This is a genomic window from Streptomyces sp. NBC_00989, from assembly GCF_045162655.1.
Classification (GTDB): Bacteria; Actinomycetota; Actinomycetes; order Streptomycetales; family Streptomycetaceae; genus Streptomyces.
On record NZ_CP108728.1, the window covers coordinates 8,293,028 to 8,310,114 of the forward strand.

Genomic DNA, 17,087 nt, shown 5'->3' on the forward strand with positions numbered 1-17,087 from the left:
TTGCACCGGCGCGAAGAGATCGTCCAGTAAGTGCATGCTTAGTAGGAGTTGCCCGAATCGGCCCAGAGCCGGTCATGTGCACCACCCCCGGTCTGTCAGGATGGAGTCATGGGTCAGAGAGGGGTCGAGCAGTCCGAGCTTCCACCGGGCCAGCGGCTCCAACGGGGCTGGCCGGTCACGCACTACGGGCCGGTGCCCAAGTTCCGCCCCGAGCGCTGGGAGTTCAGGGTCTTCGGCGCGACCGCCGACGACGACAAGCACTGCTGGAACCACGACGAGTTCACGGCTCTGCCCTACGACTCCGTAGTGGCCGATCTGCACTGCGTCACGAAGTTCAGCATGCTCGGCGCCGAATGGGGCGGCATCCCCGCCCGCACGATCCTGGAGACCGCCCCGCCGGCACCGGCCGTCACCCACGTCATGGTCTGGGCCGAGTACGGCTTCAGCGCCAACCTCCGGCTCGCCGACTTCGCCGCCGACGGCACCATCTTCGCCACCCACAAGGACGGCGAACTCCTCACCGCGGAACACGGCTTCCCGCTCCGCCTGGTCGTCCCCCACCTGTACGCCTGGAAGGGCCCGAAGTGGGTCCGGGGCGTCGAGTACATGACGGCGGACCGGCGGGGGTTCTGGGAGGAACGCGGGTACCACAACGTCGGTGACCCCTGGAAGGAACAGCGGTACTCGTACCAGGAAGGGCCCGGCGAGGGTCCCGAGCTGTGAGTCTCTAAGGGCTACGCGTCCCTGAGCTTCTTCAGCCGCTCCACATCGGCCGCGTGCCCTTCCCTGCCGCCGGGCGTCTCGATGATCAGCGGCACGCCCGCGGTCGCCGGGTGGGTCATCAGGGCGCGGAACGGATCCTCGCCGATGTGACCGGAGCCGATGTTCTCGTGCCGGTCCTTGTGGGCGCCGACGACGTCCTTGGAGTCGTTGGCGTGGATCAGTTTCAGCCGTCCCTCGCCGACCGTGTCCACCAGCAGGTCGAGGGTCTGGTGCATCCCGCTCGGGCCGGTCAGATCGTGCCCGGCGGCGAAGATGTGGCACGTGTCCAGGCACACGCCCAGCTTCGGATGGGAGTCCAGCGCCTCGAAGTACGGCCCGAAGTCCCAGGTCCGCGAACAGAGCGAGGACCCCTGCCCGGCCGTCGACTCCAGCAGCAGGAACGGGTCGTCGTCGTGGGTCAACTCGTCCAGCAGCGGCAGCAGATGCTCCCGCACCTGGGCCAGCGCCACCGACCGCTCCCGCCCGCCCGTCGCGCTCCCCGTGTGCACGACGACACCGAGCGCGCCGATCTCCCGCCCGCGCCGCAGCGAGTGCCGTAGCGAATCAACGGACTTCTCCACGGTGGCCTCGGTGTGCGAGCCGAAGTTGATCAGGTACGGGGCGTGCACGTACGCCGGGATCGACTCGGCCTCGCAGACCGCGCGGAACTCCTCGTCCTGGCGCGGGTTCCCGACCGGGGTGGCCCAGCCGCGCGGGTTGGCGACGAAGACCTGCACGGTCTCGGCGGCCAGCTCACGGGCGTAGGACAGGCCCACGGAGTGGAGGCCGCCGGCGACCGGGACATGGCCGCCGACCGGGTTGCGGGAAGGGAACTCGGGGGCGCGGGAGGAGAACTCGGGGGCGCTGGAAGGGGACTCGCTGCTCACCCGTCCAGGGTGTCACGCGTGCGTGCCGCCCCCGTCACCGGATGGTGATCGTGATCGTCGACCCCTTGGCGGCCTGCTCGCCCGCGTCCACGGACTGGCTCTTCACGGTGTCGCCGAACAGACCGAGCAGACCCCGGTCCTCCTTGACCTTGAAGCCGGACTGCTCAAGAAGCTTCGTCGCGGCGTCGACGCTCGCGCCGACCACGCTCGGGACCTCGACCATCTCCGGGCCCTTGGACAGCGTCAGCGTCACCGTGTCGCCCTCGGCGGCCTGGCTGTCGCCGGCCGGGGTCTGCTGGGCGACCTGGCCCGCGTCGTACTCCGAGGTGACCTCGGTGTCCGACACCGTCACCTTGAGACCGGCCTCCTGGAGGTCCGACTTCGCGTCGTCCAGGTCCTCGCCGGTGACGTCGGGCACGTCGATCGCGCTGCCCTTGCTGACGGTCAGGGCTATCGCCGAGCCCGCGTGGCGCTTGGTGCCCGCCTCCGGGTCCGTGCTGATCACGAAGCCCTTGGGGACGTCGTCGCTGAACTCCCTGGTGACCATGCCGGCCGCCAGCCCGTCCTGCTTCAGCAGGGTCTGCGCCTTGGCCAGGCGGGTGCCCGTCAGGTCGGGGACGTTCACCGTCTCCGGGCCGTCCGAGATGGTCAGGGCCACCGAGTCGTTGTCCCGGATGCGGGCGCCGGACTCCGGATCGGTGCTGATGACCGTGCCGCGCTTCACGGTGTCGCTGTACGCGTGGTCGACCTTCTTGACGTCGAGACCGGCGTCCTTCAGCCGCTCCCTCGCCTGCGCCTCGGTCTTCGCCAGCAGCAGCGGGACCTTGGTGAACTGGCCGGAGTTGATGTACCAGACCCCCGCCCCGACCCCGACGATCAGCAGCAGGGCGGCGACGATCGCCAGCAGCCCGCGCCGGGGCCGCCGCGTCTCGCGCCGCCGGGGCGGCAGCGGCGGGCCGCTCTCGAACCGGCTGGTCCGGTTGAACGGGTCACCGGGCCCGTCGTCCTCGTTGACCGGCAGCGGACGCGGCACGGTCAGGGAGCGCGGGATCACACTCGTACGGTTCTCGGCGTTGGGATGCTCCGAGGCCAGCGCCTGCGGCGGCACCGCGTCCAGCTGCTCGGCGCTCAGCCCCGACCGCGCCTCGCGGACCAGACCGAACAGCGCGACCGCGTCGTACGGCCGCAGGTCCGGGGTGCGCGCGGTGGCCGTGGCGACCAGCTCGTCCAGCTCGTACGCCAGCCCCGGGACGAGCGCCGAGGGCGGCGGGACGTCCTCGTGCAGGTGCTTGTAGAGCACGATCGCGGCGGAGTCCCCGTCGTGCGGCTTCTGGCCGGTGAGCATCTCGTACAGGACGACACCGCACGCGTACACGTCGACCCGGGGGTCGGCGGTGGTGCCCTCGATCTGCTCCGGGGCGAGATACGACACCGTGCCGAGCACGGACCCGGTGGTGCTGGTGACCGTGTCCACGGACCTGACCAGCCCGAAGTCGGCGACCTTGACCCGGCCGTCGTCCCCTATGAGCACGTTCTCCGGCTTCATGTCCCGGTGCACGAACCCGGCCCGGTGCGCGGCACCGAGCGCGGCCAGCACCGGCTCCAGGATGTCCAGGGCGGCCCGCGGCTGAAGCGCCCCGCGCTCGCGCAGCACGTCGCGCAGGGTGCAGCCGGCGACGTACTCCATCGCCAGATAGACGTACGACCGGTCGGCGCCCTGGTCGAAGACCTGCACCACGTTCGGATGCGCCAGCCGCGCCACAGACTTCGCCTCGCGGATGAACCGGTCCACGAAGTGGGCGTCGGCCGCCAGCGTCGGGTGCATCACCTTGAGCGCGAGAACCCGGTCCAGGCGGGTGTCCACGGCCCGGTAGACCGTGGCCATCCCGCCGACGGCGATCCGCGCGTCGACGCGATACCGGCCGTCGAGCAACTGCCCGACGAGAGGGTCATGAAGGGTCGTATCCACGCAGGTGAGTGTACGAGCCGACGCTGACAGCACGGCGTTTTCGGCCAGTTTCGGGGCGGTACTGAAGCCGACCTGTGACGGATACCTCATGGTGGAGCGGGTGTCCGAGGCCGAGCTGTGCGGCTCGGCGGGTGGTGCGTTGCCGGAGATTCAGAAGGCGGGGCGTTCCGGGTCCAGGCAGGCCACGCCGGTTGTCGGGGAGGACGCTTCGGCGAAGTACCTACGGGGGATACGCCCCGCCCGGAACGCCGACCGCCCCGCCTCCACCGCGCCGCGCATCGCCGACGCCATCAACACCGGCTCCCGCGCCCGCGTCACCGCTGAGGCAAGCATCACACCGGCGCACCCCAGCTCCATCGCGAACGCGGCGTCGGACGCCGTACCCGCCCCCGCGTCCAGAATCACCGGCACACGCGCGTGCTCGGTGATCAGCTGGAAGTTGTGCGGGTTGCGGATACCGAGCCCGGAACCGATCGGCGAGCCCAGCGGCATGATCGCCGCGCACCCGACGTCCTCCAGCTTCCGCGCCAGCACGGGATCGTCGTTCGTGTACGGCAGCACGGTGAAGCCGTCGTCGACCAACGTCTCGGCGGCGTCGAGGAGTTCGATCGGGTCGGGCAGCAACGTGCGCTCGTCCGCGATCACTTCGAGTTTGATCAGCGATGTCCCCAGTGCCTCGCGCGCCAGCCGCGCCGTCAACACCGCCTCGCCCGCCGTGAAGCAGCCCGCGGTGTTGGGCAGCACCCGGATGCCGAGCCGTTCCAGGACGGACAGCACCGAGCCGTGCACGGAGGCGTCGACGCGCCGCATCGCGACCGTCGTCAGCTCCGTGCCGGAGGCCACCAGCGCACGTTCCAGGACGTCGAGGCTGGGCGCACCTCCGGTGCCCATGATCAGTCGGGACGTGAAGGACGTACCGCCGAGGAGGAAGGGGTCGTCGGCCATGGGTCAGCCTCCTTGGACGGCGGTGAGGACCTCGACGCGGTCTCCCTCGGAGAGGGACGTCGACGGCCACTCCGCGCGCGGGACGACGGTTTCGTTGAGGGCGGCGGCCACACCCGAGGGGGCCGGGGTGAGGGACCGTACGAGCACGTCGAGGCGCGTGCCGGGAGCGATCTCCTGGTGCTCGCCGTTGACGGAGATGTTCATGCGGGCTGCTCCACGAGTTCTGTACGGGCGAACCGCTTCGGGGTGAACGGGCGTGCCTCGTCCGGGAGTTCACCGGTACTGAGCGCGTGCGCCAGGGCGTCGCCGGTGACCGGGGTGAGCAGTACGCCGTTGCGGTAGTGCCCGGTGGCCAGCAGCAGGCCCGGCAGCGCGGTCGGGCCCAGCAGGGGTGCGTTGTCGGGGGAGCCGGGGCGCAGTCCGGCCCGGGTCTCGGTGAGCGGCAGTTCGGTGATCCCGGGGACCAACTCGTGGGCGTCGCGCAGCAGTTCGTAGACGCCGCCGGCCGTCACGGTCGTGTCCCAGCCGAGTTCCTCGCTGGTCGCGCCGACGACCAGCTCGCCGTTCGCGCGCGGCACCAGGTACACCTGGCTGCCGCGCACCACGGCCCGCACGGTGCGGTTCAGGAACGGCGCGTGGCGCTCCGGCACGGTCAGCCGCAGCATCTGCCCCTTCACGGGCCGTACGGGCGGCAGGACGTCGTCCGGGACGCCCTTCAGGCGCCCGCTGAGGCTGCCGGCGGCGAGCACCACCTGGCCCGCGCCCAGCACCTCGCCCTCGCGCGTGAGGACCCCCGTGGCGCGGTCCCGTTCGACCGTGAGCCGCTCGGCCCACGTCCGGTGGAGGACGACCCCGGCGCGCTCGCAGGCGGCCACCAGCGCGGCCGCCAGCCGCCGCGGGTCGACCTGGTGGTCCCCGTCGACCCTGAGCCCCCCGCGCACGCCCGGCGCGAGCATCGGCTCCAGGCGGCGGCACTCGCGCCCGGACAGCCACTCGGAGCGCAGGCCCGACTGGTGCTGAAGGGCGTGCAGTTCGCGCAGATGGGCGCGGTCGTCGGCGTCCAGGGCGACGGCGAGCGTGCCGCAGCGCCGGTAGCCGAGGTCGAGGCCGGTGAGGTCGGTCAGCTCGGCCGCGAAGTCCGGGTAGCGGTGCGCCGAGGCGAGGTTGAGGGCGAGCAGGGTCTGTTCGCCGTGGTGGAGTTCGGTGACGGCGGCCAGCATCCCGGCGGCCACCTGGGCGGCCCCGCCGCCCGGCTCGGGGTCCACCACGGCCGTGGCGAAGCCGCGTTGGGCCGCGCGCCAGGCCGTGACCAGGCCGATGATCCCGCCCCCGACGACGAGGACGTCTGAGTTGTGTGCAGGCATGGGCGTCCAGCCCCTCCCTTCGCCGGCATGACCCGGATCAGGTTCGTACGGTCGGAGGCCGCCAGCCTCCCTCTCAGCCCGGTGCGTCCGGACTCCCGCGAGTGCTTTACGTTGGCCACCCTAGCCCGTGCCTTGTGCGCCAGTAAGGGAGCCTCTGTCCATGGCCCGCTCGCTCGACGGTCTCGTCCTCGCCCCCGTCGCGGACCAGGCCCCAGGTCAGGTCGGCACCCGCACCCGGTTCGCGTACCACGAGAAGGACGGCGAGATCTGGGCCGAGTACGCGGGCGGCGACGTCGTACGGGGGTGTCTCGTCGGCACGCGCGCGGGGGACCGGCTCGACTTCCGGTACGTGCAGTTGAAGACGGACGGGACGACGTCCTCCGGGCACTGCGTGTCCGATGTGGTCGAGTTGCCCGACGGCCGTGTGCGCCTCGATGAGACCTGGGAATGGGAGTCCCAGGCGGGAAACGGGACCAGCACTGTGGAACAGGTCACCTGACGCGCCCGCTGACTGACAAATTGTCAGGTGTCTATGGTGATCGAGTGAGCGAGCAGACGCGGGAACAGGGCACGGCGGCAGGGCGGCGCGTGGTCGTCGTCGGCGCGGGCATGGCCGGGGTGCAGACCGCGGTCGCGCTGCGGGACCAGGGCTTCACCGGTACCGTCACCCTGATCGGCGCGGAACCCCATCAGCCGTACGACCGGCCCCCGCTGTCCAAGGCCGTCCTGCTCGGCAAGGCCGAGGGCTCCGCCTTCGACGTCGACTTCGAGGCGCTCGGCATCGAAGTGCAGCTGGGGCGCGAGGTGTTGGGCGTGCGCCCCGCCGACCACGAACTGGACACCGCCGAGGGCCCGGTGCCCTACGACGTCCTCGTCCTCGCCACCGGTGCCGAACCGATCCGGTTGCCGGGCGCCGACGGTGTCCCCGGGGTACATCTGCTGCGCACCCTGGACGACGCCGAGCGGCTGCGGCCGGTGCTCGCGCGGCAGCACGACATCGTGGTGGTCGGCGCGGGCTGGATCGGCGCGGAGTTCGCCACGGCCGCGCGCGAGGCGGGCTGCGCGGTGACCGTCGTAGAGGCTGCGGACCGGCCGCTCGCGGGTGCGCTGCCCGCCGAGGTGGCCGCGCCGATGGCCGCCTGGTACACCGCCGCCGGTGCTTCCCTTCGGACGCACGCACGCGTGGCGCACGTCGAACCCGGCGAGGTGGTCCTCGACGACGGCACCCGGCTGCCCGCGGGCGCCGTCGTGGTCGGCATCGGCGCCCGCCCCGCCACCGCCTGGTTGCAGGGCTCCGGCATCGAACTGGGCGCGCACCGCGAGGTCCTCGCCGACGACGGGCTGCGCACCTCGGTGCCGGACGTGTACGCGGTCGGCGACTGCGCCTCCTTCCCTTCGGGAAGGTACGGCGAGCGACTTCTGGTCCACCACTGGGACAACGCCCTCCAGGGTCCGCGCACGGTCGCCGCGAACATCGTGGGGGAGACCCCGGCGGTGTACGACCCGGTGCCGTACTTCTGGTCGGAGCAGTTCGGCCGCTTCGTCCAGTACGCCGGTCACCACGCGTCCGCCGACACCACCCTGTGGCGCGGCGACCCGGCCACCCCGGCCTGGAGCGTCTGCTGGCTGCGCGGGGACCGTCTGGTGGCCCTCCTGGCGGTCGGCCGCCCCCGTGACCTGGCCCAGGGCCGGCGTCTGATCGAGGCGGCCACGCCCCTGGATCCCAAGGTGCTGGCGGATGCTTCTGTGCCGATGAAGGCGGCTATCGCCTAGTTCGTCCCCCCGGGTCGGACCGGCCCGACTTCCGACTGTCAGTCCGGGATGGCACGCTGTTTACGTGACCGAGATTGACGCAAAGATCGATGCTCTCGTCCCCGCCTGGCTCACGCTGCCCGACATCGCAGAGGTGCTCGATGTCGAGGTGACACGCGTGCGGCAGCTGGTCAAGGACGGCCAAGTCATCGCCGTACGCCGTGGTGAGAACCGCGCGCTGCACGTCCCCGCCGCCTTCATCGACGGGGTCGAGCAGAAGGTCGTCAAGGGCCTCACGGGGACCCTGACGCTCCTGCGGGACGACGGCTTCTCCGACGAAGAGATGCTCGAGTGGCTCTTCACCCCCGACCCCAGCCTGCCCGGCACCCCCGCGCAGGCCCTGAGCGAGAATCGCGGCACGGAGGTGAAGCGCCGCGCCCAGGCGCTCGCCGTCTGACCCGCACGACCGACCGGTGCACGGGCCGCGGCGACGCGAGGGCCTGCCTGGAAGGGCCCTGCCCGCGGCCCGTGCGCGACACCACCACACGACAAGCAGGACAACGGGGGACACACGCATGCCCGACACCGCCGCAGCCGCCGCCCGCGCGGAACTCGCCGACGCCCGCGTCTACCTCTGCACGGACGCCCGCCGGAGCCAGGGCGACCTCGCGGAGTTCCTGGACGCGGTCCTGGCCGGCGGGGTCGACATCGTGCAGCTGCGCGACAAGGGCATGGAGGCCGCCGAGGAGCTGGAGCACCTCCAGGTGTTCGCCGACGCCTGCGCCCGGCACGGCAGACTCCTCGCGGTCAACGACCGCGCGGACGTCGCCCACGCCGCCGGTGCCGACGTACTGCACCTGGGCCAGGGCGACCTCCCCGTCCCCGCGGCCCGCGCGATCCTCGGCGAGGACGTCCTGATCGGCCGCTCCACGCACGCCGAGTCCGAAGCGGCCGCGGCCGCCGTCCAGGAGGGCGTGGACTACTTCTGCACGGGCCCGTGCTGGCCCACCCCCACCAAGCCCGGCCGCCACGCCCCCGGCCTCGACCTGGTCCGGTACACGGCCGCCCTGGGCACCGACCGCCCCTGGTTCGCCATCGGCGGCATCGACCTCGGCAACCTCGACGAGGTCCTCGAAGCGGGCGCCCGCCGCGTCGTCGTCGTACGGGCCATCACGGAGGCCGACGACCCGGGCGCGGCGGCGGCGGAGTTCGCGAAGCGGCTGCGGCAGCTCTGACGGGCGTCCAGGAGTCGTGCTGTTGTCCGGTGGGTGGACAAGAGGGCGACAAACCAGGCAAATTCCCGGTTCCGGTTGGGTGACCGGCGCCCCCTGACTAACCTGCGGGTATGGCCTTCGGAACCGCATCCACCAGGACTGATCGCGCACGCACCGTGCGCGACATGCTCGCGACCGGCAAGAGGACGTACTCGTTCGAGTTCTCCGCGCCGAAAACCCCCAAGGGCGAGCGGAACCTGTGGAGCGCGTTGCGGCGGGTCGAGGCGGTCGCCCCCGACTTCGTCTCGGTGACGTACGGTGCCGGCGGCTCGACCCGTGCGGGCACCGTCAAGGAGACCGAGCAGATCGTCGCCGACACGACGCTCACCCCCGTCGCCCACCTCACCGCGGTCAACCACTCCGTCGCCGAACTGCGCAACATCATCGGCCAGTACGCCGACGCCGGGATCCGCAACATCCTCGCGGTGCGCGGCGACCCGCCCGGCGACCCCATGGCCGACTGGGTGGCCCACCCGCAGGGGCTGACGTACGCGGCCGAACTGGTGCGGCTCATCAAGGAGTCGGGCGATTTCTGCGTCGGCGTCGCGGCGTTCCCGGAGATGCACCCGCGCTCCCCGGACTGGGACACGGACGTCGCGCACTTCGTCGACAAGTGCCGGGCCGGGGCCGACTACGCGATCACCCAGATGTTCTTCGAACCCGAGTCGTATCTGCGGCTGCGCGACCGCGTCGAGGCGGCGGGCTGCGCGACCCCGGTCATCCCCGAGGTCATGCCGGTGACCAGCGTGCGGATGCTGGAGCGGTTGCCGCAGCTCAGCAACGCGGACATCCCGGCCGCCCTGAAAGAGCGAATCCTCACAGCCAAAGACGATCCGGCCGCTGTACGCTCGATCGGAATCGAGTTCGCCACCGAGTTCTGCGCCCGGCTGCTGGCCGAGGGAGTCCCCGGACTTCACTTCATCACGCTCAACAGCTCCACGGCGTCACTCGAAATCCACGAGAACTTGGGCCTGCACCACCCACCGCAGGCCTAGACCGGTCGCTTCGGAATAGGACACACTGCGTAGCGGCCACTGGGAGAGGGGCGTACATGGGCTGGACGGTCCTCTACATCGCGTTCGGCATCGTCGCACTGTGGTTGCTCGGTGAGGTGTTGCTGCAGTACAAGGCACGCCTGCGCTGGCGGCTGCTCGCTTTCGTCGGCTTCCTGGGCGTCGTCCTCGGAGTGCTGATTCCTTCCGTCGTCGTGATCGGCCTGGGTGCCGTTGCCTTCGCCGTCGGCCAGACCTACGTCACGCTGTCGTTCCGCCGCGGCTTCGAAGCCGGCTGGGCGGTCTCCGGCCGACCGGGCGCGGGCGGCATCAAGCGCCGCCGCGGCGAGCCGGACGAGCAGGACCCGAACCTGGACGCCTCCGGCCTCCAAGGGGCGGAGGGCGGCTTCCAGGAGTACGGCCAGAACAAGGCCGCCTACGGCCAGGACGACGACTACGACCGCGACGACGTGTTCACCCCGAATCGCCCCGTCGCCCCCACGGCCGCCGAGACCACCTCGGTCTACGAGCCGCAGCCCCTCCCGGACGACACCGGCTCCTACGGCGTGTACAACGCCACCGCGTACGCGAACGCCCAGGACCCCAACTACGAGGGCACCGACCAGGCGTACGCCGCGGCGGCCGCCGGCCAGACCCAGGACCAGGCCTACGCGGCGGCCGACCAGAACTACGGCTACGACAACACCTACACGGGCTACGACCAGCAGCAGTACGGCTACGACACGACCGGCCAGCAGCAGTACGCCGCCTACTCCGACCCGTACATCGGCACGCAGACCTACGGCGGCACCGGTTACGACACGGGCTACGACGGTCAGCAGCAGTATCCCCAACAGGGCTACACGCAGGACCAGTACGGCAACGCCGGCTACGGCGGCGAGACCCCGGCCGGCGGGGTGTGGGTCCCGCAACAGCGCAACGACGAGACGTACGACGGCGAAATGCCGGCGGAGCAGCAGTACCCCTACCAGGGCGACGGCCAGCAACAGCCGCAGCAGCAGCCGCAGTCGGGCACCGGCTACGACGAGCAGTACCGTTTCTGAAGCCTGCTGAGACCCGCCTGCTGATACCTGTCCACTGAGCCTCGCCTACTGGGACCCTCTGAACTGGGGTCCCTCCACGATCAGTCCGGCGACCAGCGCCCCCGACATACCGGCGTGCGGAAGTCCGCCGCCGGGGTGGGACCAGCCGCCGACCCGGTAGAGCTCGGGCACACGCGTGGTGTTCGCCGGGTGCAGGAAACGGCCCTGCCCGGCGGCGAGCGAGGGCGCGGGCACGGCGCCGAGGCGGGCGCCCGTCTCGCCCTCCGTGTGCTCCGGGGTCCGCACCTCGTGCCACCACAGGCGTTCCCGCAGCGCCGGTACGGCGCGTCCGGCGGCTTCGAGGAGGAAGCCCGTGTACCGCCGGACCGTGCCCTCGTCCGCCCAGCCGGCCTCGCCCGACAGCACGGCGGACACCACCGCGGACTCGTGCTCACCGTCCGGCGTGAGCGCGGGGTCGTCCGGGCGCAGCACCGTCACCGTGGGACAGCGCGGCTCGTCGCCGCCGGGGGAGGCCAGGAGGTCCAACTCGGCCTCGCGGTCCGGGGCATGGACCACCGTCCGGTGAACGGCCCCCGCCTCGCGCGGGCCGCGCAGGGCCAGCAGCAGCGTGCACCGCACCGGCCGGGGTGAGTCCGGGGCGGCCCGCACATCGCCGTCCTCGTCCAGCGGACGCTCCGTCAGGGCCCGCAGCCGCGCCGGGTCCACGTCGGCGACGACATGGTCCGCGTCGGCCACCGTGCCGTCGGCAAGCTCCACCCCCGCAGCCCGCCCATCCTTCTCCAGCACCCGGGTCACCTCGGCCCCGAAGACGAACTCGACCCTCCTCGCCACACACCGCTCGTACACCGCACGCGCCAACTCCCGCATGCCGCCCCGCACATACCAGGTACCGAAGGCGTGCTCCATGTACGGCAGCACGGCCGCGCTCGCCGGAGCGGTCCGGGGATCGAGGCCGTACGCGAGCGCGTGGCTCTCCAGGAGGGCCGTCAGGCGCTCGTCGCGCAGCTCCCAGGCGCTGATCTCGGCGAGGGTGCTCGCCCGCCGGGTGCGCAACAGCTTCTTGTGCGGTACCGCCGGATAGGGCTCCTGGTCGGCGAGCACCGACCAGTTGGGCCACAGGGGTTCCTCCAGGAGGGGCCTGCGGGTGCGGTCCCAGGCCTCGCGGGCCCGGATCAGGAAGTCGCCCCAGCGCTCGCCCGCGCCGCCGCCCAGGGCCTCGTCCAGGGCCGTGACGACGCCCGCGCGGGAGGCGTTCGGCAACGACACCGCCGTGCCGTCCGCGAAGACGTGCCGCGAGGACGGGTCGACCTGGACCAGCTCGACCAGGTCCTCCAGCGGCTCCTTGCCGGTCTTGATGAACAGGTCGCGGTAGACCGCGGGCACGGGCAGCAGTCCGGGGCCGGTGTCGAAGGAGAACCCGTCCCGCTCGAAGCGGCGCACCGCACCGCCGTACGTCTCCGTACGCTCGTACACCGCCACCCGGTGGCCCGCGACGGCCAGCCGGGCAGCGGCCGCCATCGCGCCCATGCCGGCGCCGATCACCGCAATCCGTGCCATGCCCGCGACTTTATCGGCCGCCACTGACAGTCCCGGCCGCGGGCGGTCACCAGGGATCTTGGTCCGGTGGCCGTCCGGGAGGATGTCCCACCTGCGCGGCGAGGCGTTTCTCCTCCCGGCGCTGGGCTCTGCGGCGCAGGAAGCGCCGGATCCGGGAGATCAGGAAGAACAGGACCGTGAGTCCGGCCACCAGCAGCACGGCCGCGATGATCGCCGCCGCCTGAGGATGGAACATTGCGAACGAGACGATCCCGCCGACCCCGAGATCCTCCGCGAAGCTCATGATCACGTTGCTGAACGGCTCCGGCGAGGTGTTGATCGCCATGCGGGTGCCGGCCTTGACGGTATGGCTGGCCAGCGCCGACGAACCGCCGATCAGGCCCGCCACCACATCGTTCATCGAACCGCTGTGCCCGGCGAGCACCGCCCCGACCCACGCCCCGGCGGCCGGCCGGATCACCGTGTGCACGGAGTCCCAGACGGAGTCGACGTACGGGATCTTGTCGGCGATCGCCTCGCACAGGAACAGCACGCCCGCTGTGACGAGGACCTCAGGGCGTTGCAGCGACTCGGGGACCGCGTCGGTCACTCCGGTCGCGCCGAAGATCCCGAGCAGCAGCACCACCGCGTACGCGTTGACGCCGCTGGCCCAGCCGCTGGTGAAGACCAGGGGGAGTACGGACACGGAGGCGATAGTAACCACTCGGCAACATGGCGTCCTGGGTCTGAGTGCGTACGGCTGAGTATCCGTACCTAGGGAGTGAGATGAGTACGCGCGCGGATGGGGTGCGACCTGCGCGAACGAGAGAGTGGGGACACGGAAAGGGGCGCGGCTCCGGTACCGCCGACACGGGGCGGCGGAACGGGGCCCGCGCCCTTGGCCGCTCCTTCCGCCGGACTCTCGGCGGAAGCGAGGCACGGGGGAACCCTGGGACTGACCAACGGGGGTTCCAACAGGGGGAACGTACGGGGGAAGCACAAGGGAGCGCCGGTTCGAGGTGGCCCGCGGGGGACGCGGCCACGACGAACCGGCGCTTCTGTGTGTGCGTTGTTCGTGTGCCGCCGTCAGTGGCCCCCGCTGACCCGCCCCTGGAGCAGCCGGGACAGCGCCGAGTGGACGTCGTCCAGGGAGCGCTCCGGCTGGAACGACTGCCAGTCCAGGGCGGCCACCAGGACCATCCCGACCAGCGCGGCCGCGGTCAGCCGGACATCGATCTCAGGGCTGAACTCGCCACCCGCCACGCCCGCGTGCAGCACGTCCTCGATGGCCGCGTTCACCTGCTGCCGCACCACCATGAGCGTGGGCTGCCAGGCGCGGTTGGTGCGCCACAGCTCGGCCACGTAGAGCTGGGTGAAGGACGGGTAGCGGGCGATGAAGCCGAGGCCCGCGCGGATCATCGCGTCCAGGGCGTCCACCTTGCTGCCGCCGTCCCGCGCGGTCTGCTCGGCCGCCTCCCGCAGCGAGGCGGTGAGGAGGCCCACGCCGTGCCGCAGCAACTCCTCGAAGAGGACGGACTTGCTGGCGAAGTTGTAGTAGACGGTGCCCTTCGCGACCCCGGCACGCTCGGCGATCTCGTCCACCGTGGTGGCCGAGAAACCCTGTTCGGCGATGAGCGTGACGGCCGCCTCGTAGAGCTTCTGCCGGGTGGCCTCGCGGCGCGTGCTGCCGCCCGACGGGGTGCTGCTGCTTTCCATGGGCCTGATTGTCACAGGCCTGGCTCCGGCGCCGGGCACGGGTGTCGAGGTCCTGGGCGGGGTCACAGGCTCAGCTCCGGGTGCAGCCGGTCGAGCGTCCACACCTGGCGGCGGCGCGCCGACAGCGCGGTCAGCGCGAGCGCCCCCGCGGTGAAGGCGACGAGCACCACGCACGCGTGCCACACGGGTCCGAGGCCACCGCCGGTGATGAGCCTCCGTAGTGCCTCGACGACGTAGCTCATCGGCAGGAAGGGGTGGATCGCGTTGAAGAATCCGGGACTGGTCTGCACGGGATAGGTGCCGCCCGCCGACGTCAACTGGAGCATCAGCAGGGCGAGTACGAGGATCCGGCCCGCCGCTCCGAAGCGTGCGTTCAGCCACTGCACGATGGCCGCGAAGCACGCCGTCACCAGGAACAGGAAGCCGACCGTGCCGGCCGCCCGCGCCATCTCCAGGCCGATCGCCCAGTGCAGTACGGCCATCAGGGCCACCGTCTGGAGCACCCCGACCGCCACCACCGGCAGCCAGCCCGCGAGCGCGATCCGCCAGGCCGAGGTACCGGCGGCGAGCGCGCGCCGGTTCATGGGCGCGATCAGCATGTAGGCCACCATCGCGCCCACCCACAGGGACAGCGGGATGAAGTACGGGGCGAATCCGGTGCCGTAGTTGGGCGCCTTGTGCAGGTCCTGGGTGGCCAGTTGGACCGGGTCGGACATGACCCCGGTGCGCTGGTCGCGGTCCTGCTTGTCGTAGTCCGGGATCTGCGCGGCGCCGTCGTGCAGGCCGCCCGCGAGCTTCCCGGAGCCGTCGACGAGCTTGTACAGGCCGCCGTTCAGGTCCACGGCACCCGTCCTGAGCTTGCCGACGCCGGTGTCCAGGTCGGCGGCGCCGGTCTTCGCCGTGCCGAGCCCGGTGTGCAGGGTCTTGGCGCCCGCGGCGACCTTCGAGGCACCGTCGTTCAACCTGTTGACCTTGGCCACCGCGTCGTCGAGGTCCTCGGAGAGGTGCGGGGCGCGGTCGGCGAGTGCCTGGGCCTGCGTCTGGAGCGTGGCCAGGTTGGCGTCGAGCTTCTTCAGGTCGCCGTTCTGGTCGGCGACCAGGCTGTTGACGTCGTCGGCGACCTTCGCCACGTCGGAGGCGGCCGTGGCGGCCTTCTTCAGGTCGGGACAGGCGGCGTCCTTCAGGACGGCGGTTTCACAGCGCGCCGTGTAGACCTCGTCCAGGGTGTCCGAGGCAGCGTGCGCGCCCTTGGCGGCGACCGGAGCGGTCTTCACGAGGGTGCCCAGGTTGGCGCGGATGGTCTTGGCCGAGTCGGCGACCAGCTGGGCCGTGTCCCCGATGGTCTTCTCGTTGTCCTCAAGGAAGGGGCCCACCTTGTCGGCGACCCCGTTGACCGTGTCGGCGAGGGTCTGGGTCCCCGCCGCGACCTGCCGCGAACCGTCCTCCAGGTCGCCCGCGCCCGTGTCGAGCTTCTTCAGGCCCTTGGAGAGCTTGCCGCTGCCCTTCTTGGCGTCCTTCAGGCCGTCGGCGAGATCCTTGGAACCCTCCTCGGCCGTACCGATGCCGCCCTTCAGCTTGTCGGCGCCGTCGGCCGCCTTCACGGTCTGGCCGTGGATGTCGGAGAACGACACGAAGATCCGGTCCAGGAAGGTCCGCGAGGCCTTGGTGGACGCGGCCGACCGCACCTCGCTGAACACCGTCCGGGAGATCTGCCCGACGATGTAGTTGTTCGCGTCGTTCGTCCGCACCTGGAGCGCGCCCGTCTCCGGGGAGTCGCCCGCACTGGAGGTGACGCGCTCACTGAAGTCGGCGGGCATGGTCAGCGACAGGTAGTACGTGCCGTCCTCGACGCCCTTCCGCGCGGTGGCCGCACTCACCTCGTGCCAGTCGAACGTCCCGCTGTCCCGCAGCCCCTCGGTGATGTCGTCGCCCGCTGTGACCTTCTTCCCGTCGGCACTCGCCCCCTTGTCGTCGTTGACGAGGGCCACGGGGATGCGGTCCAGGCGGCCGTACGGGTCCCAGAAGGACCACAGGTACAGGGCGCCGTACAGCAGCGGCAGCAGCAGGAGGGCGACGAGCGCGGCGCGCGGCAGCTTCCCCCTGCCGAAGCGCCTGAGCTCAAGCGCGGCCAGTCGTGGCGCGTGCATCGGCCTTCTCCGTCCCTTCGGTGGACACCGCTACGACAGTCGTTCCGGAATCCGCAAGGGACCTCAACAGGTCCCAGATCTCGTCCCGTTCGGCATCCGAGAGCTTGAGGTCGACGTCGTCCACCCCGAGCAGCGCGGGCCGCCCGATCAACGCCAGCGCGATGGACAGCCGCACCTCCTGCGGCCGTTCCAGATCCCGTACGGCGGTCCGCGAGCCCTTGGGCAGCGCCTCGATGTCGAGACCGGCGGCGGTCAGCGCCCGCTCGATCCGCAGCCCCGCCTCCACGGCGCGCTCGGACCGGGGCCGCAGCAGCCCGCGTACGGAGTCCCCGAACCGCCGTTGCAGCAGCGCCCGTTCGCGCAGCTGCTCGCCCACGGTCAGCGCCGGTTCGAGGTCGGTGACCCCGGCGACATTGGCCAGTGCGCTGACCCGCCGCACGGCCGCCGACTGCTTCGGAAGCGTGAACTCGCCCACGGCGGCGGTCCCTTCGGACGCCTTCATCCGTCCGGTGAGCGCGAGCAGCAGGCTCGTACGCCCGGACCCGGACGGCCCCTCGACGGTGATCAGCGAGCCGGGCCCGGCGTCCAGGGAGATCCCCCGGAACGCCCAGCCGCGCGGCCCCTTCACCCCGAAGTCCTCGGCCGTGACACCGACCCCACCCACGGTTCCCCGCCCCCT

At 71.5% G+C, this 17,087-nt stretch carries 17 protein-coding genes and 1 riboswitch; of the genes, 7 read left to right on the forward strand and 10 right to left on the reverse strand.

The genetic code is table 11. The features are described from left to right. Positions 1-108: 108 nt before the first annotated feature. Entirely contained in the window at positions 109-723 is a 615-nt protein-coding gene (locus tag OG714_RS37090; protein WP_406127669.1) for a sulfite oxidase-like oxidoreductase, read from the forward strand. A gap of 11 nt (positions 724-734) precedes the next feature. Here the strand turns inward: OG714_RS37090 and OG714_RS37095 are convergent, their stop codons facing one another. The 5 genes from OG714_RS37095 to thiO all read right to left on the reverse strand — a co-directional run bounded on the left by OG714_RS37095 (position 735) and on the right by thiO (position 5,927). Beyond that, entirely contained in the window at positions 735-1,649 is a 915-nt protein-coding gene (locus tag OG714_RS37095; protein WP_406127671.1) for a deoxyribonuclease IV, read from the reverse strand. 34 nt (positions 1,650-1,683) lie between these two features. Continuing rightward, positions 1,684-3,618, reverse strand: coding sequence for a Stk1 family PASTA domain-containing Ser/Thr kinase (pknB, locus tag OG714_RS37100; protein WP_406127672.1), 1,935 nt, complete (start codon positions 3,616-3,618; stop codon positions 1,684-1,686). A 150-nt stretch (positions 3,619-3,768) separates the two neighbouring features. Further along, the gene (locus tag OG714_RS37105) at positions 3,769-4,563 is read right to left on the reverse strand and encodes a thiazole synthase (protein ID WP_406127673.1); all 795 of its coding nucleotides are present in this window, start codon (positions 4,561-4,563) and stop codon (positions 3,769-3,771) included. A 3-nt stretch (positions 4,564-4,566) separates the two neighbouring features. Further along, on the reverse strand, positions 4,567-4,767 hold the full coding sequence (gene thiS, locus OG714_RS37110) for a sulfur carrier protein ThiS (RefSeq protein WP_406127674.1): 201 nt from the start codon (positions 4,765-4,767) through the stop codon (positions 4,567-4,569). Continuing rightward, positions 4,764-5,927 carry a glycine oxidase ThiO gene (gene thiO, locus OG714_RS37115; protein ID WP_406127676.1) on the reverse strand — a complete coding sequence of 388 codons (1,164 nt, stop codon included), beginning with the start codon at positions 5,925-5,927 and terminating at the stop codon, positions 4,764-4,766. The genes thiS and thiO overlap by 4 nt, the downstream gene beginning before the upstream one ends. Continuing rightward, positions 5,925-6,036, reverse strand: a riboswitch (TPP riboswitch). Its footprint overlaps the gene before it by 3 nt. A 51-nt stretch (positions 6,037-6,087) precedes the next feature. On the opposite strand from thiO, the gene OG714_RS37120 reads away from it, so the two are divergent. The 6 genes from OG714_RS37120 to OG714_RS37145 all read left to right on the forward strand — a co-directional run bounded on the left by OG714_RS37120 (position 6,088) and on the right by OG714_RS37145 (position 11,009). After that, a complete protein-coding gene (locus OG714_RS37120; protein WP_406127677.1) occupies positions 6,088-6,426 on the forward strand; it encodes a hypothetical protein in 339 nt (112 codons plus the stop codon). A 44-nt stretch (positions 6,427-6,470) separates the two neighbouring features. After that, the gene (locus tag OG714_RS37125; RefSeq protein ID WP_406127679.1) at positions 6,471-7,700 is read left to right on the forward strand and encodes an NAD(P)/FAD-dependent oxidoreductase; all 1,230 of its coding nucleotides are present in this window, start codon (positions 6,471-6,473) and stop codon (positions 7,698-7,700) included. Between the two features lie 64 nt (positions 7,701-7,764). Continuing rightward, on the forward strand, positions 7,765-8,136 hold the full coding sequence (locus tag OG714_RS37130; RefSeq protein ID WP_352111142.1) for an Rv2175c family DNA-binding protein: 372 nt from the start codon (positions 7,765-7,767) through the stop codon (positions 8,134-8,136). 118 nt (positions 8,137-8,254) lie between these two features. Next, positions 8,255-8,914, forward strand: coding sequence for a thiamine phosphate synthase (gene thiE / locus OG714_RS37135; protein ID WP_406127681.1), 660 nt, complete (start codon positions 8,255-8,257; stop codon positions 8,912-8,914). A 110-nt stretch (positions 8,915-9,024) separates the two neighbouring features. Beyond that, positions 9,025-9,948: a methylenetetrahydrofolate reductase [NAD(P)H] gene (metF, locus tag OG714_RS37140; RefSeq protein WP_406127683.1), complete on the forward strand. Its 924-nt coding sequence runs from the start codon at positions 9,025-9,027 to the stop codon at positions 9,946-9,948. 56 nt (positions 9,949-10,004) lie between these two features. Beyond that, positions 10,005-11,009 carry a hypothetical protein gene (locus OG714_RS37145; RefSeq protein WP_406127685.1) on the forward strand — a complete coding sequence of 335 codons (1,005 nt, stop codon included), beginning with the start codon at positions 10,005-10,007 and terminating at the stop codon, positions 11,007-11,009. 45 nt (positions 11,010-11,054) lie between these two features. Here the strand turns inward: OG714_RS37145 and OG714_RS37150 are convergent, their stop codons facing one another. From OG714_RS37150 to OG714_RS37170, 5 genes are all read right to left on the reverse strand, one after another. After that, a complete protein-coding gene (locus tag OG714_RS37150; RefSeq protein ID WP_406127686.1) occupies positions 11,055-12,566 on the reverse strand; it encodes a phytoene desaturase family protein in 1,512 nt (503 codons plus the stop codon). Positions 12,567-12,612: 46 nt separating this feature from the next. After that, positions 12,613-13,251, reverse strand: coding sequence for a DUF4126 domain-containing protein (locus tag OG714_RS37155; RefSeq protein ID WP_406127688.1), 639 nt, complete (start codon positions 13,249-13,251; stop codon positions 12,613-12,615). Between the two features lie 380 nt (positions 13,252-13,631). Then, the gene (locus OG714_RS37160) at positions 13,632-14,261 is read right to left on the reverse strand and encodes a TetR/AcrR family transcriptional regulator (protein WP_406127690.1); all 630 of its coding nucleotides are present in this window, start codon (positions 14,259-14,261) and stop codon (positions 13,632-13,634) included. A gap of 62 nt (positions 14,262-14,323) precedes the next feature. Continuing rightward, positions 14,324-16,408 carry a YhgE/Pip family protein gene (locus OG714_RS37165; RefSeq protein WP_406127692.1) on the reverse strand — a complete coding sequence of 695 codons (2,085 nt, stop codon included), beginning with the start codon at positions 16,406-16,408 and terminating at the stop codon, positions 14,324-14,326. Then, entirely contained in the window at positions 16,380-17,072 is a 693-nt protein-coding gene (locus tag OG714_RS37170) for an ATP-binding cassette domain-containing protein (RefSeq protein WP_406127693.1), read from the reverse strand. Before OG714_RS37170 ends, OG714_RS37165 begins: the two co-directional genes overlap by 29 nt. Between the last annotated feature and the right edge of the window lie 15 nt (positions 17,073-17,087).